General features: G+C 74.5%; 14 protein-coding genes and 1 pseudogene. 9 read left to right on the top strand and 6 right to left on the bottom strand.

The window, feature by feature from the left end:
* Positions 1–39: 39 nt before the first annotated feature.
* From ACFYPS_RS27695 to ACFYPS_RS27710, 4 genes are all read left to right on the top strand, one after another.
* Positions 40–702, top strand: a complete 663-nt coding sequence (locus tag ACFYPS_RS27695; protein ID WP_354967679.1) for a uridine kinase — start codon at positions 40–42, stop codon at positions 700–702.
* Between the two features lie 324 nt (positions 703–1,026).
* Positions 1,027–1,425: a TraR/DksA C4-type zinc finger protein gene (locus ACFYPS_RS27700; protein WP_089021162.1), complete on the top strand. Its 399-nt coding sequence runs from the start codon at positions 1,027–1,029 to the stop codon at positions 1,423–1,425.
* 48 nt (positions 1,426–1,473) lie between these two features.
* The gene (locus tag ACFYPS_RS27705; protein ID WP_354967680.1) at positions 1,474–2,346 is read left to right on the top strand and encodes a DUF72 domain-containing protein; all 873 of its coding nucleotides are present in this window, start codon (positions 1,474–1,476) and stop codon (positions 2,344–2,346) included.
* Positions 2,347–2,644: 298 nt separating this feature from the next.
* Complete coding sequence (locus ACFYPS_RS27710; protein ID WP_354967681.1) at positions 2,645–3,073, top strand: DUF2267 domain-containing protein; 429 nt, start codon at positions 2,645–2,647, stop codon at positions 3,071–3,073.
* 71 nt (positions 3,074–3,144) lie between these two features.
* Here ACFYPS_RS27710 and ACFYPS_RS27715 read toward each other — a convergent pair.
* A pseudogene (locus ACFYPS_RS27715) lies at positions 3,145–3,558 on the bottom strand (DUF72 domain-containing protein); the annotation flags it as partial.
* A 158-nt stretch (positions 3,559–3,716) separates the two neighbouring features.
* On the opposite strand from ACFYPS_RS27715, the gene ACFYPS_RS27720 reads away from it, so the two are divergent.
* Positions 3,717–4,022, top strand: coding sequence for a hypothetical protein (locus tag ACFYPS_RS27720; protein ID WP_354967682.1), 306 nt, complete (start codon positions 3,717–3,719; stop codon positions 4,020–4,022).
* A 10-nt stretch (positions 4,023–4,032) separates the two neighbouring features.
* Positions 4,033–5,307 carry a JmjC domain-containing protein gene (locus ACFYPS_RS27725; RefSeq protein WP_354967683.1) on the top strand — a complete coding sequence of 425 codons (1,275 nt, stop codon included), beginning with the start codon at positions 4,033–4,035 and terminating at the stop codon, positions 5,305–5,307.
* A gap of 47 nt (positions 5,308–5,354) precedes the next feature.
* On the opposite strand, the gene ACFYPS_RS27730 is transcribed toward ACFYPS_RS27725, so the two are convergent.
* The 5 genes from ACFYPS_RS27730 to ACFYPS_RS27750 all read right to left on the bottom strand — a co-directional run bounded on the left by ACFYPS_RS27730 (position 5,355) and on the right by ACFYPS_RS27750 (position 10,510).
* Positions 5,355–6,020, bottom strand: a complete 666-nt coding sequence (locus ACFYPS_RS27730; protein WP_354967684.1) for a hypothetical protein — start codon at positions 6,018–6,020, stop codon at positions 5,355–5,357.
* Entirely contained in the window at positions 6,017–8,692 is a 2,676-nt protein-coding gene (locus tag ACFYPS_RS27735; protein WP_387328023.1) for an FtsK/SpoIIIE domain-containing protein, read from the bottom strand. Before ACFYPS_RS27735 ends, ACFYPS_RS27730 begins: the two co-directional genes overlap by 4 nt.
* The gene (locus ACFYPS_RS27740) at positions 8,685–9,698 is read right to left on the bottom strand and encodes a hypothetical protein (protein WP_354967686.1); all 1,014 of its coding nucleotides are present in this window, start codon (positions 9,696–9,698) and stop codon (positions 8,685–8,687) included. Before ACFYPS_RS27740 ends, ACFYPS_RS27735 begins: the two co-directional genes overlap by 8 nt.
* Before the next feature lie 6 nt (positions 9,699–9,704).
* Positions 9,705–9,965 (bottom strand): hypothetical protein, encoded by a 261-nt coding sequence (locus ACFYPS_RS27745; protein ID WP_030504016.1) that lies wholly within the window; start codon positions 9,963–9,965, stop codon positions 9,705–9,707.
* Between the two features lie 152 nt (positions 9,966–10,117).
* The gene (locus tag ACFYPS_RS27750; protein WP_354967687.1) at positions 10,118–10,510 is read right to left on the bottom strand and encodes a hypothetical protein; all 393 of its coding nucleotides are present in this window, start codon (positions 10,508–10,510) and stop codon (positions 10,118–10,120) included.
* A gap of 140 nt (positions 10,511–10,650) precedes the next feature.
* Here ACFYPS_RS27750 and ACFYPS_RS27755 point away from each other — a divergent pair, with 140 nt between their 5' ends.
* The 3 genes from ACFYPS_RS27755 to ACFYPS_RS27765 are packed head-to-tail and all read left to right on the top strand — an operon-like array spanning position 10,651 to position 13,765.
* A complete protein-coding gene (locus ACFYPS_RS27755; protein ID WP_354967688.1) occupies positions 10,651–13,206 on the top strand; it encodes an ATP-dependent Clp protease ATP-binding subunit in 2,556 nt (851 codons plus the stop codon).
* On the top strand, positions 13,203–13,415 hold the full coding sequence (locus ACFYPS_RS27760; RefSeq protein ID WP_354967689.1) for a hypothetical protein: 213 nt from the start codon (positions 13,203–13,205) through the stop codon (positions 13,413–13,415). Before ACFYPS_RS27755 ends, ACFYPS_RS27760 begins: the two co-directional genes overlap by 4 nt.
* A complete protein-coding gene (locus ACFYPS_RS27765) occupies positions 13,415–13,765 on the top strand; it encodes a DUF3140 domain-containing protein (protein ID WP_354967690.1) in 351 nt (116 codons plus the stop codon). The genes ACFYPS_RS27760 and ACFYPS_RS27765 overlap by 1 nt, the downstream gene beginning before the upstream one ends.
* The last annotated feature ends 10 nt before the right edge of the window (positions 13,766–13,775 follow it).

The raw sequence follows: 13,775 nt of genomic DNA on the forward strand, positions 1-13,775 counted from the left end.
GCGCCGGCGTCCCGCCCGGCCCGGGGCAGGATGGTCAGGGTGCGCATCCGCCCCATCTCGCCCGACCTGCTCGTCACCGAGCTGACCGGCCGGCTGACCGACGCCGCGACCCACGCCGCGACCGCCGCCGCCGGGCCCGCGCGCCTGCGCGTGGCGGTGGACGGCGCCCCCGCCGCCGGCCCGGACGAGCTGGCCGCCGCGCTGGTCGAACCGTTGCGCGCCCGGGGCCGTCCGGTGCTGCACGTACGCGCCACCGACTTCCTCCGTCCCGCGTCGCTGCGCTTCGAACTCGGCCGGACCAACCCGGACGCCTACTACGAGGGCTGGGTGGACGAGGCCGGATTGCGCCGGGAGGTCCTCGACCCGGCCGGCCCCAGCGGCACCGGGCGGCTGCTCCCCTCGCTCTGGGACGCCGTCGCCGACCGGGCCAGCCGCGCCCGCTACGTCGACCTGCCGCCGGGCGGCGTGGTCCTCGTCAGCGGCGCGCTGCTGCTCGGCGGCGGCCTGCCCTTCGACATCACCATCCACCTGGAGCTGTCCGCCGCGGCGCTGCGCCGACGTACCGAACCGGCCCAGGACTGGACCCTGCCGGCCTTCGACCGGTACGCCGAGGAGGTCGTCCCGGCCAGCTTCGCCGATGTGGTGGTGCGGGCCGACGACCCCCGCCGCCCGGCACTCGTGGAGCCCGGCGCCGACGCCTGACAACCGGCGGCCGCGGCACCTCATCGCTGTCCGGCTGCCACGCGCCCTTGCTTCCTCGGCCCAACCTCGTGCCAGCCCAACACGGTCACGAGCGTTATACCTCAGAGTCATAGATATACCTCAGAGGTATAACGCTCGCGGACGTTGCCGCCGCCGGCCCGGAGTCTCGGTCAAATTCGCCGGTTTGCTCGACTGCCCGGGCGGGTACTCGCCCGGCTCACAGAGCGCGGGTGACCGCCCGCGCACCAGATGCGACCGTGACCGGGGCCAGGTGCCGCCGGCATCCCGGTTCACCTAGACCAGGCCCAGGAAAGGCAGGCAGCGATGCTCGTCCACGACACGGTCGGTACGGGCCGTTCCCAGGCGGAGATCGATGAGATCCGGCTCTCCCTCCAGGCGCGCTACGACGAGCTGTCCGCGGAGTACGAGCAGGCCGTGCTGCAGAGCCAGGTGCTGCGGCTGGTGGAGGTCGGTGACACCGCGGGTGACGACCAGGCCGACAGCGGCACCAAGACGGCCGAGCGCGACACCGCGCAGTCCCTGTTGCGCACCATCCTCGACCGCCGCGCCCAGTACGAGCACGCCCTCGCCCGGCTCGCGGAGGGCACCTACGGCTGGTGTGAAGGCTGCTCGGCGGCGATCCCCGTGGAGCGGCTGGAGATCTTCCCGTCCGCCACCACCTGCGTGGCCTGCAAGCAGACCCGCGAGCGGCGGGCGGCCTGAGCGACGCCAGCGGTTGCCGGTCGGTCCACGACGCGATGGACTCCACCCATGGGTGACATCCTCGTGGGAACCGCGTCCTGGACCGACCGCACGCTGCTGGACTCGGGCTGGTATCCGCAGACCGCGGACACGCCGGAGAAGCGGCTGGCGTACTACGCCCGGCAGTTTCCGCTGGTCGAGGTGGACGCCACCTACTACTCGCCGCCCGCCGAGGCGACCGCATGGCTCTGGGCCGAGCGCACCCCGGCCGGCTTCACGTTCAACATCAAGGCGTTCAGCCTGCTGACCGGTCATCCCACCCGGGTCAGCGCGCTCTACAAGGACCTGCGCCCGGAGACCGACAAAAAGAACATCTACCCCGACGACCTGCCCGCGCAGGCGTACGAGGAGGTGTGGACGCGCTTCCTGTCCGCGTTGGACCCGCTGGTCGAGGCGGGCAAGCTGGGAGCGCTGCTGTTCCAGTTCCCGCCCTGGTTCACCATCAAGCGGGACAACAAGCAGTACCTGCTAGAGGTGGCGAAGCGCTGCGCGCCGCTGCGGCCGGTCTACGAGTTCCGCCACGCCTCCTGGTTCGACGGCGCCAACGCCGACGAGACGCTCGCCTTCCTGCGGGAGCACCGGCTGCCGTACGTCTGTGTGGACATGCCGCAGGGCCATCGCTCGTCGTTGCCCCCGGTGCTGGCCGCGACCGCGGACCTCGCCGTGATGCGCTTCCACGGCCACAGCGACAAGTGGACCAGCAAGGACATCCACGAGAAGTTCGGCTACCACTACTCCAAACGGGAGCTGGCCGACTGGGCGCCGAAGCTGCGCGAGCTGGCCGACGAGGCCGGGCAGACGCACGTGCTCATGAACAACTGCTACCGCGACTACGCGCAGACGAACGCGAAGACCCTCGCCGGGCTGCTCGGCACGGACTGACCGGCGTCGTCCGGCTCACCCGTTCCGGGTGGGGCCGGGTCACCCACCGGACGGGCAGGCTGGCAGGTGCGTGCGGTCGTGACGGCGGCCGGCGCCGGAGACGACACGGAGGTGACGGGGATGACGGTTCGACTGGTGGCGGATAGACGGCGTGGTGCCGTCCTGCACGTGGTCGGTACGGCCGACAACGCCCGGCGCGCGCCGCAGGGCAGTCCGATACGGGCCCGACGCGGCCCGGCGGGGCCGCCACGGCGCAGGGACGACCAGCGGTGGGACACCGCGGAACGGGGGTCGACCGATGGCTGACACGATGATCTCGGCGTTCGAGTCCTCGCTGGACAAGACGAACCTCATCCTCAAGGACATCGAGAACGCCTACGGCTGGCCGAAGGACCGCCGCAACCAGTCGTACGCGGCGTTGCGCACGGTGCTGCACCTGCTGCGGGACCGGCTGCCGGTGAACGAGAGCGTGGAGTTCGCCCAGCAGCTGCCGATCCTGGTCCGGGGGATCTACTTCGACGGCTGGAACCCCTCGGACGTCCCGATCAAGCTCAACCGGGACGACTTCCTCTACGAGGTGCGCCAAGGATTCCCGTACGACGTCGAGGGCGGTCCGGAGCGGGTGACGCAGGTGGTGCTCGACACCCTGCGCCGGCACGTCACCCAGGGCGAATGGCAGGACGTCAAGGACACCATGCCCAAGGACCTGGCCCGGATGCTGCCGTGACGCCGTGAGCCCGCCCGACGACCGTCGGGCGGGTTCAGCCGTGCGGGGCGGCTACCGCGTCCGTCGGCGGTGCGTGGTTCCACCGCCACCCGCACGTCGGCCGGAAACAGCCGCAGCGTCGCGTCGAGCGCGTCGACGTTCGCCGGCAGGTTCGGTGGCAGTTGCAGCAGCACCGGGCCGAGCCGGTCACCGAGCGCGGTCGCCCGGCCGAGGAACCGGGCCACCGGCTCGGCCGGGTCACGTAGTCGCTTGATGTGGGTCAGGTAGCGGCTCATCTTCACCGCCACGCAGAAGTCGTCCGGTGTCCGGGCCCGCCAAGCGGCGAAGGTGTCCCGCTCGGGCAGCCGGTAGAAGGCGTTGTTGACCTCGACGGTGGCGAACCCGGCCGAGAAGTGCTCCAACCAGAGCCGCTGCGGCAGCCCCTCCGGATAGAAGCGGCCGCGCCAGTCCCGGTACTGCCAGCCGGACGTGCCCACCAGGATCACCCCTGCATCCTGGCACCGATCCGCGCCGCCCGGTGAACCGCCCGTGTCGCCCCGGTTCGGCGTCTACGGTGTGGGTTAGAGAAGATCGCGCGTGGGGTACCACCCGCAGCACGACGAACCCCGGCGTACGGCGGGGCGGCACACCCGAGGGAGTACCGATGGCACTCAACGATGACGACATGCAGACCACGGGCGGCGGCGGCCTGGAGGGCCCGGCCGACGGCGGTGCGACCCCGGGTCGCCAGGACGGTGGCGCGGATGGTGGCGCGGAGGGCCCGGCCGACGGCGGTGCCACTCCGGGTCGCCAGGACGGTGGCGCGGATGGTGGCGCGGAGGGCCCGGCCGACGGCGGTGCGACCCCGGGTCGCCAGGACGGTGGCGCGGATGGTGGCGCGGAGGGCCCGGCCGACGGCGGTGCGACCCCCGGCCAGCAGGACGGTGGCGCCGACGGCGGCGCGCGGTGACGGCAGCGTCATGACACGTCTCGACCCGCCGGGCGGCCACGGTCGCCCGGCGGTTCCGTCCGTGCGCTCCGCCGCCGCGCTGGCCCGCTGCGTCTCGGTCGAACCGGCCAAGTTCGCCGCCGCGCACTGGGGCCACACCCCGCTGCTGTCCCGCGCCGCCGAGCTGCCCGACCCGGCCGGCTTCACCGACCTGTTCAGCCCCGCCGACGCCGACGAGCTGCTCAGCCGGCGCGGTCTGCGTACCCCCTTCCTGCGCGTCGCCAGGGACGGGCAGCTCGTCCCGGCGGCGCGCTGGACCGGCGGTGGCGGCGCCGGCGCGGAGATCGGCGACCAGGTGCTCGACGAGCGTGTCCTGGAGCAGTACGCCTCCGGCGCCACCCTGGTGCTGCAGGGCCTGCACCGGATGTGGCCGCCGCTGATCGACTTCGCCCGCGACCTGGGCCTCGCGTTGAGCCAACCGTTGCAGATCAACGCCTACCTCACCCCCGCGGGCAGCCAGGGCTTCGCCACCCACTACGACACCCACGACGTGTTCGTGCTCCAGGTCGACGGTCGCAAGCACTGGCGAATCCACCCGCCGGTGCTGCCCGACCCACTGGAGAAGCAGCCCTGGGGCGGCCGCGCCGACGAGGTCGGCGCCACCGCGCAGGGCCCCGCCGCGCTGGACGTGGTGCTCGCCCCCGGCGACGCGCTCTACCTGCCGCGCGGCTGGCTGCACAGCGCGCAGGCGCAGGAGGCCAGCTCCCTGCACCTGACCATCGGCATCCGCGCGCTGACCCGTTACGCCCTGGTCGAGGAGCTGCTCACCCTCGCAGCCGAGGACCAGCGGCTGCGGGCGAGCCTGCCGTTCGGCACCGACGTCGCCGACCCGGACGCCATCGAACCGGAGCTGACCGAGACGGTGGAGGCGCTACGGGACTGGCTGCTGCGCGTCGATCCGGGCGCCGTCGCCGCGCGGCTACGGCAGCGGGCCTGGCCGGCCGCCCGCCCGGCGCCGATCCGGCCGCTCGCGCAGGCCGGCGCGCTGGCCGCACTGGACGCCGACTCCCTGCTCACCCTGCGCCCGGGCCTACGCTGGCAGCTCGGGCCGCACGGGACGGACACGGTGGCGCTGCGGCTGTTCGACCGCACCATCACCCTGCCCGCCGACTGCGAGCCGGCGGTCCGCGTCCTGCTCAGCGGCGCGGTCACCCGGGTTGGCGACCTGCCCGGGCTGCCCGACGACGCCGACCGGGTCACCCTGGCCCGCCGCCTGCTGCGCGAGGCCGTGCTGGTCCCGGCCTGAACGCGAACCGCCGGGGGCACCAGCCCGGTCGGGCCGGCCTGGTCGGGTCAGCGGCCGAGCACCAGCAGCAGCGCGGTGGTGAGCAGGCCGGCGCCGAGCACCACGGTGATCGGCCGGGGCCCGAGCACCGCGTGCCGGCGGTCCGCCGCCATTCGCGCCGGCACCAGGCCGACCAGTGGCCCCAGGAGGGTCACCACCAGCGCCAGCACCGGCATCCCGACCGCGAGGTCGCCGCCGTACCCGAGGCCGAGCGCACGCGCGCCGGCGCCCAGCGCGTACGCCAGCACCGCGCCGGCCACCCCGCAGAGCGCCAGCAGCGGGTTGACCGAGCCGGGCAGCTCACCCGGCTGGCCGGCCCGGTCGAGCAGGTCACGGGCCCGGCTGAGCAGCAGCACCGGGTCCGTCGCGCCACCGTCGACCGGGGTGGGCGGGCCACCGAGGCGACGGGCGCCGGCGCCGAGCCGCTCCCGCAACTGCTGCCACAGGTGCGCCACCTCCGCGTCCACCCGTTCCTGCTGCTCGCGCGCCGCGACCAGCTCCTCCTCGGCGCGCCGCACCTGCTCGGCGGCGTCGGCGACAGCCCGGTCGGCCGCCGCGCACTGCCGGTCGTACCACGTGTGCGCCTCGGCGCGCTGTTCGCGCACCCGGGCGGTCAGCTCCGCCAGTCGCCGCAGCTGGGCCGCGTACGTCTCACTGGCCACCGGTTGGTTCATCGTGACGGTCCATAGGGGATGATCACTTGCCCGGTGCGGTGCACCGCCCGGTCGAAGAAGAGCCCCCGCCACGGGCGGGGATACCAGTCCGGGCCGCCGGTGCCCGGATAGAGCGAGGCGCCCAGCTCGCCGCCGTGCGCGTCCAGCGCCACCCAGGCGCCGATCTGGTCGGTGCGCGCGGCCGGCCCGCCCAGGTCGGCGCGCATCCGGGCCACCCCCCGCCACCAGGCCAGCACGTGGGTCCGCCGTTCCGGCCCGTCGTGCAGGACCCGGCGCAGCTGCTCCAGGCCGGTCCGGCTGCCTGCCCGCGCGGCCAACGCCCCGGCCGCCGCGTCCACGGCGAACAGCAGCAGGTAGTGCGGGCTGCCGGGGCCGGCCAGCCCATCGGCCGTCTCGGCCATCAGCTCACCGACGGTCTCCTCGTCGTACCAGGCGGCGTCGTCGGCAAGGTCGTCGTAGAGAGCGCGGGCCATCGGGTCGGCGTCGGGGTCCAGACAGGCGATGGAGAACCGGGCCGTGCCGGGCGGATGTTGGCGGGCCAGCGACCGGGCGGCAGCGTCCAGCACCGCGCACGCTTCGTCCACCCGGGTGCCCAGCACCGCGAGGTTGCGCCCGGGGGCGCGCGGCAGCCGCAGCGCCGCCGAGCGGGCCTGCACGTCGATGATCTCGCCGAGCAGGGCCACCGGGCTGCGCGGCGCGGTCCCGTCGGCAGGAGCGGCGAGCGCCCGGAAGTCGGGGGCCTCCGCCAGCCGGGGGACCGCGTCGCCGTCGAAGAGCCGGGCCGGCGCCGCGTCGGACGGGCGCATCCGCCACAGCCGGTTCTGCAGTCCGCTCCACGTGTCCCAGTCGCTGGCCGCCGGGATCCGGGCGATCTCGTTGCCCTCCACCATGCCCGACTCGGCGTTGACCACCGCGTGCCAGCGGGGCAGCGACTGCGCCGCGTCGTTGCGCTCGGCCAGGATCCGTAACGCCTTGGGCAGCGCGATGCGCAGGGCGAACTGGGCGACCAGCGCCGGGCGGCCCCACAACGCCTCGATGCCGCGCACGTCCTGCGAGGCGAGCACCAGGTGGATGCCCTGCGACCGGCCGCGCCGGGCCAGGTCCTCCAGCAGGTCCGCCGCCTCCCGGGCGACCACGTCCCGGCCGGCCAGCAGCATCTGGAACTCGTCGACCACCGCGACGATCCGCGGCCAGTGCCCCGTCGGGTCGACCGCGCGCAGCTCGGCCAGCTTGGTCACCTCGTGCTTCTTGGCCGCGTCGGCCCGCCGGCGCAGCTCCTCGGCGAGGAACCGCAGCAGCGCCAGCCCGAACTCCCGGTCGGTGTTCACGTTGATCCCGACCAACCGCATGTGCGGCAGCCAGCTCGGGTCGCGCCGGCCCTTCGCGAACCGCGCGAAGGACACCCCCTCCTTGAAGTCCAGCAGGTAGAACTCCAGCTCGGCGGGGGAGTAGCGGGCCGCCAGCGCGCCGATCCAGGCGAAGATCAGGTTGGTCTTGCCGGTGCCGGACGGCCCGCCGATCAGCGCGTGCGGCGGGTAGTCGCCCAGCGTCAACCGCACCGGCCGGCCCTGCGGGCCCTCGCCGATGGGGGCGGTCAGCCCGGCGGCGGAGTCCTCCCGCCACATCAGCTCCGGCGCAGGCAGCAGGTCGGCGAACGGTGCCGGCGGCGGGCCGGCGTTCACCCGCGCGGCAGCCTCCCGGCAGGTCTCGATGACCAGCGCCGCCGGTGGAGGCGGGTCCAGCCGCACCGGCAGGCCGGACGGACCGCCGATCCGGGCGCCGGACGCCTCGGCGACCACCCGGGTCACCGTCAGGTCCTCCGGCAGCGGCACGCCACGGACCACCAGGTGCACACCGCACGCCGCGCCGGCCCGCACCACCCGGTCGAGCTGCCCGCGCTCGTGCCGGTTCAGCTCGTCGCCGCCGAGCAGCACCGCCACCCGCCACGGTTCCGGGCGGCGGCCGGTCGCCGTGGCCAGCTCCCGCAGTGAGCCGTACTCGCCGGCCAGCACGGTCTCGTTGATCCGGCGGATCTGCTCGACGAGGCCGTCCAGGAGGGGGCCCAGCCCGCCGGGGCCGACGAAGGTGAGCAGCCCCGCCGTGCCCAGCGGGGCGAACCCGGCCAGGCCGCCGCCGAGGTGCTCGGGGTCGTACCCGATCAGCCGTACCGCGCCCGGGTCGGCGCGGCCGACGGCCCGCAGCAGCAGCGCGGCCACCACCGCGTCGCAGCCGGCGCGGTCGTCCCCGGAGAGGTGCACGTGCCCGGCGTCGAGCAGTGGTACCAGCGCGGGCACCGGGTCGACGTCGTCGATCCGGACCGTGCCGACACGCAGCGCACCGGGCGACTCGGCCCGGCGGGTGGGCGTCGGTGTCCACTGCGGCCAGTCGGCGCCGGCGCAGCCGGGCGCCTCCCGACGGGCGGCGTCAGCGGCGTGGCGGGCCAGCTCGGCGATCCGGGCGGCGTGCCGGGCGTCGATCTCGGCCAGCCGGTGGTCCCGCTGGCCGCCGACCCGATCCGGTACGGCGGCGGCCGCCCGGCGCACCCGGGCCAGGCGGTCCCGCGCGGCGGTCAGCTCCGCCTGTGCCGCGGACAGCCGGGTACGGGTGGCGCCCAGAGCCTCGGCGAGGGTGCCCCGGACCCGGGCGGCCAGTTGGCCGCGCCGGTCAGCCATCGGAGCTCCGGCGTCGCTGCGGCGCCGGCGCGTCCCGCCACGGGCCGCCGCCCGCGCGCGGCGGCCCAGCGGCGTGCTGCCGGCCGGCATCGCGGAGCTGTGGGCCCGCACCACCGGGGCGTTGCCCCGCGCCGACCGGCTGCCCGGCGGCCGCGGCCTGCGGGCCGGCGGCGGTGGGCAGGTCCCAGCCGAGCCGGGCGAGCAGCAGCCCGGTCGCCACGCCGGCCGTCACCGCGGAGTCGGCGGCGTGCGGCGGCTCGCCGGAACCGCGCGGCGGCGGCATCCGGCAGACCCGGGTCAGCAGCGTCTCCAGCACCGGCGGCGGCAGCCCGGGCAGCAGGTCGCGGACGCGTCCGTCCAGCTCCCCGCGCAACCGGCCGAGGTCGGCGGCGCGGGGCGGGTGGCCCAGCAGCTCGCCGGCCAGCTCGCGCAGCAGCGGCGGCGCCAGCGCCGCCATCCCCAGGCCCACGTCGGCCGGGGCGCGGCGCAGCTCGGTGCGCAGCCGGTCCCGGTCGCCGGCGCGCACCCCGCGTACCACCCGGCGCAGCAACTCCTGGGAGTCGTCCAGCCGTTCGTCGGGCTCGTCGGCGCCGCCCTCGCCTCCACCGGTCAGCTCCGCCACCCGCACCGACCACCAGCGGCGCAGCCGGACCTGCTCGGCCGGCTCCGGCGCGACGGTGGCGGGCCCGCCGGGCGGCGGCGCGTCGTGCCGGGGTTCGCGTTGTTGCGGGCGTGGCGGCGGCGCGCCGTCCGCGGCCAGCCCGATCGCGGCCAGGTACGCCGACAGCTGCTCCTGCGCCACCCGCAGCGCGTAACCGGCGGTCTCGGCATGCTCGGTGGCGGCGGACAGCTCGGGCACGCCCATCGGGTTGGCCGACTCCTGTCGTACCCAGCGCAGCCGCTCCGCGGCCAGGCCGAACTTCTCCAGCGCCTGCCCGAGCAGGGCCACCGGGAACTCCTCGCTGGCGGCACGGACCTGCCCACCGACGTCCTCGATGATGGACATGGCGGCCTACAGCGTGGCGACGTAGAGCTGCGCCTGCTCCACCGCGACCAGTGTCGCGGCGAGACACTCCTCCAGCTCCTGGCTGGCCTGTGTCAGCGAGGCCTGGGCCGCCTCCACCGTCTCGTGCCCGCTGCCCTCCAGCGCGCCGGCCAGGGTCTGCTGTGCCTCGGCCAGCTTCTCGCCGGCCGCCTGCACGGCTGTCTGCCCGTCACCGATCTGTTGGAGGGCGACATCGATGGCAGCCTTCAGCTCGGCGACGCTCGCCACGGCGGAACCTCCTGGGGGCGGGGAGAGTTCCATTAGAGCCTATCGGCGTCCGCGGGAGAACATCCGCCCTGTCGGTGTTCCTGCCCCCCCGTCCCGTTGCGGACCGGATGCGCCGGGAGTCCATTCTGTGGGAGTCCCAGTGCGAGAGCCTCTCAGGTGTTCGCCGGCGTGTCGCGTAGCCAGCGTGGCCCGTACACCTCGGCGCCTAGGGCGGTGACCCGGTCGCGCAGCTCCCGGTCGGCGGTGACCACCAGCCGGCGGCGCCCCGGGGCAGCCTCGACCAGGTCGACCACGGTGTCGTCACCCGAGCCGGGCGCCGAGGCCACCCGCACCGTGTCGGTGCCGGGCACGTCCCGCGCGGCCCCCTCGACCACCAGCACCACCTCCACCGGGGCGGCCAGCCGGTCCGGCAGGCCGGAAGAGGCCACCGGCGCCAGCGAGTCACGCAGCCGGGCGGCGGCCCCGGCCCGGTCCCGCCACCACCCGTTCGGGCGCGAACCCACCACGTTGGCGCCGTCCACGATCAGCAGCGGGGTCTCATCCATCCCGTCAGCCTGCCACCACCGGCGGCCGCCCGCCCGACGCCACTCCCACAACGGCGGTGCGCCGCCACGTGCGGCGTTTGTCGGCACGCGCGTCGGGTAGCCCCTGGCGACCGTGCCGCACCCAACTGCGGAGGACAGACATGATGGGACCCGGCGACCTCGGCTCCGACCCGTGGGACGAATTCCTGGCCCGGTACTTCGGCCGGGGTGAGGGAGGACGCCGACCTGCGCACCGGGTCGACATCACCCGGCTGATGACGGCCGACGCGCGGGAGATGCTGGCCGACGCGGCCCGGCGGGCCGCGCAACGGCAGAGCAGCGACCTGGACACCGACCATCTGCTCTGGGCGGCGCTGCAACGCGAACCCCTGCGTGACCTGGTACGCCGGGCCGGCGCCGACCCGGACACCCTGCTCAACGCGCTCGGCGGGCGGGGCGACGGCGCGCCCCGCGGCGAGGTGCCACCCAACCTGTCGCTGACGCCGGCGGCCAAGCGGGCGCTGCTCGACGCCCACCAGCTGTCCCGGGCGATGGGCGCGAACTACATCGGCCCCGAGCACATCCTGATGGCGCTGCCGCTCAACCCGGAGTCGCCGGCCGGGCGGATGCTGGCGGCCGGCCGGATCCAGCCGGAGTCGTTGCAGGCCGCCAACGCCGAGCGCGGCCCGATGACGGGGCCGAAGCCGGACCGGGGCACCCCCACGCTGGACCAGTACGGGCAGGACCTCACCGACCTGGCCCGCGCCGACCAGATTGACCCGGTGATCGGACGCGCCGACGAGATCGAGCAGGCCGTGGAGATCCTGTCCCGGCGTACCAAGAACAACCCGGTCCTGATCGGTGAGGCCGGCGTCGGTAAGACCGCCATCGTCGAGGGCCTGGCCGAGCGGATCTGCGACGGGGACGTGCCGCAGACCCTGCTCGGCAAGCGGGTGGTGCAGCTCGACCTGGCCGGCCTGGTCGCCGGCACCCGATACCGGGGTGACTTCGAGGAGCGGCTGAAGAAGGTGATCGACGAGATCCGGGCGCACCGCGACGAGCTGATCATCTTCATGGACGAGATCCACACCCTGGTCGGGGCCGGTGGCGCCGGCAGCGAGGGCGGCATGGACGCGTCCAACATGCTCAAGCCGGCGCTGGCCCGCGGCGAGCTGCGGGTGATCGGCGCGACGACGCTGGACGAATACCGAAAGAGCATCGAGAAGGATGCCGCGCTGGCCCGGCGCTTCCAGCCGGTGCTGGTGCCCGAGCCGAGCGTCGACGACACCATCGCCATCCTGCGCGGGCTCCGCGACCGGTACGAGGCCCACCACCAGGTGCGGTTCACCGACGAGGCGCTGGTCGCCGCCGCCGAGCTGTCCGACCGGTACGTCACCGACCGGTTCCTGCCGGACAAGGCCATCGACCTGATCGACCAGGCCGGCGCCCGGGTCCGGCTGCGCACCCGCACCCCCGCCTCCGACGTGCGGGAGCTGGAGCAGCAGCTCGACGACGTACGCAGGGACAAGGAACAGGCCGTCGCCGACGAGCAGTACGAGCGGGCGTCCACGTTGCGCGACCGGATCGCCGAGCTGGAGGAGCAGGTGCGCCGCGCGAGCGGCGACGAGGGCGCCTCCTCGCAGGTGCCGGAGGTGGGTCCGCAGGAGATCGCCGAGGTGGTCTCCCGGGCCACCGGCATCCCGGTCAGCCAGCTTACCGAGGAGGAACGGGACCGGCTGCTGCGCCTGGAGGGTCAGCTGCACCAGAAGGTGGTCGGTCAGGACGACGCGGTCACCGCGGTCGCCGAGGCGGTGCGCCGCTCCCGTGCCGGGCTGGCCGACCCGGAGCGGCCGATGGGCAGCTTCCTGTTCCTCGGCCCGACCGGCGTCGGCAAGACCGAGCTGGCCCGCGCCCTGGCCGAGGCCTTGTTCGGCGAGGCGGACCGGATGGTCCGGGTGGACATGAGCGAGTTCCAGGAGCGACACACGGTCAGCCGGCTGGTGGGCGCCCCGCCCGGGTACGTCGGCTACGAGGAGGCCGGCCAGCTCACCGAGGCGGTGCGCCGCCGCCCGTACGCGGTGGTGCTGCTCGACGAGATCGAGAAGGCCCATCCGGACGTGTTCAACATCCTGCTCCAGGTGCTGGACGACGGGCGGCTGACCGACAGCCAGGGCCGCACGGTGAACTTCAAGAACACCGTACTGATCATGACGAGCAACCTCGGCTCCGAGCTGATCACCGGCGCTCAGCGCAGCGTCGGGTTCGGCACCGGCGCGCCGGGCAGCGAGCAGGAGAGCGACGAGCTGCGCGAGCGGCTGATGCGCCGCCTGCAGGAGAACTTCCGCCCGGAGTTCCTCAACCGGATCGACGAGGTCATCATCTTCCGCCGGCTGGAGGCCGAGCAGCTGCGTCAGATCACCGGGCTGCTGCTGGAGGAGACCCGCCGCCGGCTGCACGCCCAGGACATCCAGGTGGACTTCACCGCCGCCGGCGTCGACTGGCTCGCCGAGCACGGCTACCAGCCGGAATTCGGCGCCCGCCCACTGCGCCGGGTGATCCAGCGGGAGGTGGACAACCACCTGTCCCGGATGCTGCTGGAGTCGGCGATCTCACCCGGGCAGAAGGTCACTGTGGACGCCCGCGAGGGCGCGCTCACCTTCGACGTGACCGCGGGTGAGCGGGGGTACACCGCTGCCACGACCACACACCCGCGATGAGCGGGGCCGCGCGACGGCCGGAACCCAAGGAACCGCACGAGCCCGCGGAGGCCGCGGAATCCCGGGACGAGGACGACCATCCCCATCCGATCCTGGCGCCGCCCACCGCGAACCCCAGGAGGACGCGGGTGCCGCCGGAGGGCCTGCATCCGAAGACCGACGAGGGGGACCCGGAGACGTCCGGGCCGCCGCCCGGAGAGGAGACCTGATGGCACGCGAGACTCGCATCGACCCCGAGGTGGAGGTGCTCTGGGATGACTTCCACGCCGAGGTCAACGTCCCGTCTGCGCAGCTGCGCAGCTGGCTGCTGACCCGTGGTTCCGGCGAAGAGTCGTTCGGGCCGAACCCGGACCTCGACCTGCCCCAGCCGGGCCGGGAGATCCTCAAGGTGCTGGCCAAGCGCAAGGTCGACCTCACCCCGGAGGACATCGAGGTGATGCAGGACGCGGTCGACCGGATCCGCGAGCTGATGGACGCCAAGCCGCCGCGCGGCAACGCCGACGACGAGTGGCGGCACTCCTTGCTCGACCTGGGCCACGACCCCCTCGTCGAACGCTGAGCGGTGCACG

The sequence above is a fragment of the Micromonospora sp. NPDC005087 genome (assembly GCF_042872965.1).
Classification (GTDB): Bacteria; Actinomycetota; Actinomycetes; order Mycobacteriales; family Micromonosporaceae; genus Micromonospora.

What these genes read in the sequence shown, in the direction of transcription:
- ACFYPS_RS27700 (WP_089021162.1), top strand. Translation starts at nt 1,027, where the DNA reads ATGCTCGTCCACGACACGGTCGGTACGGGCCGTTCCCAGGCGGAGATC.
- ACFYPS_RS27705 (WP_354967680.1), top strand. Translation starts at nt 1,474, where the DNA reads ATGGGTGACATCCTCGTGGGAACCGCGTCCTGGACCGACCGCACGCTG.
- ACFYPS_RS27710 (WP_354967681.1), top strand. Translation starts at nt 2,645, where the DNA reads ATGGCTGACACGATGATCTCGGCGTTCGAGTCCTCGCTGGACAAGACG.
- ACFYPS_RS27720 (WP_354967682.1), top strand. Translation starts at nt 3,717, where the DNA reads ATGGCACTCAACGATGACGACATGCAGACCACGGGCGGCGGCGGCCTG.
- ACFYPS_RS27725 (WP_354967683.1), top strand. Translation starts at nt 4,033, where the DNA reads ATGACACGTCTCGACCCGCCGGGCGGCCACGGTCGCCCGGCGGTTCCG.
- ACFYPS_RS27730 (WP_354967684.1), bottom strand. Translation starts at nt 6,020, where the DNA reads ATGAACCAACCGGTGGCCAGTGAGACGTACGCGGCCCAGCTGCGGCGA.
- ACFYPS_RS27735 (WP_387328023.1), bottom strand. Translation starts at nt 8,692, where the DNA reads ATGGCTGACCGGCGCGGCCAACTGGCCGCCCGGGTCCGGGGCACCCTC.
- ACFYPS_RS27740 (WP_354967686.1), bottom strand. Translation starts at nt 9,698, where the DNA reads ATGTCCATCATCGAGGACGTCGGTGGGCAGGTCCGTGCCGCCAGCGAG.
- ACFYPS_RS27750 (WP_354967687.1), bottom strand. Translation starts at nt 10,510, where the DNA reads ATGGATGAGACCCCGCTGCTGATCGTGGACGGCGCCAACGTGGTGGGT.
- ACFYPS_RS27755 (WP_354967688.1), top strand. Translation starts at nt 10,651, where the DNA reads ATGATGGGACCCGGCGACCTCGGCTCCGACCCGTGGGACGAATTCCTG.
- ACFYPS_RS27760 (WP_354967689.1), top strand. Translation starts at nt 13,203, where the DNA reads ATGAGCGGGGCCGCGCGACGGCCGGAACCCAAGGAACCGCACGAGCCC.
- ACFYPS_RS27765 (WP_354967690.1), top strand. Translation starts at nt 13,415, where the DNA reads ATGGCACGCGAGACTCGCATCGACCCCGAGGTGGAGGTGCTCTGGGAT.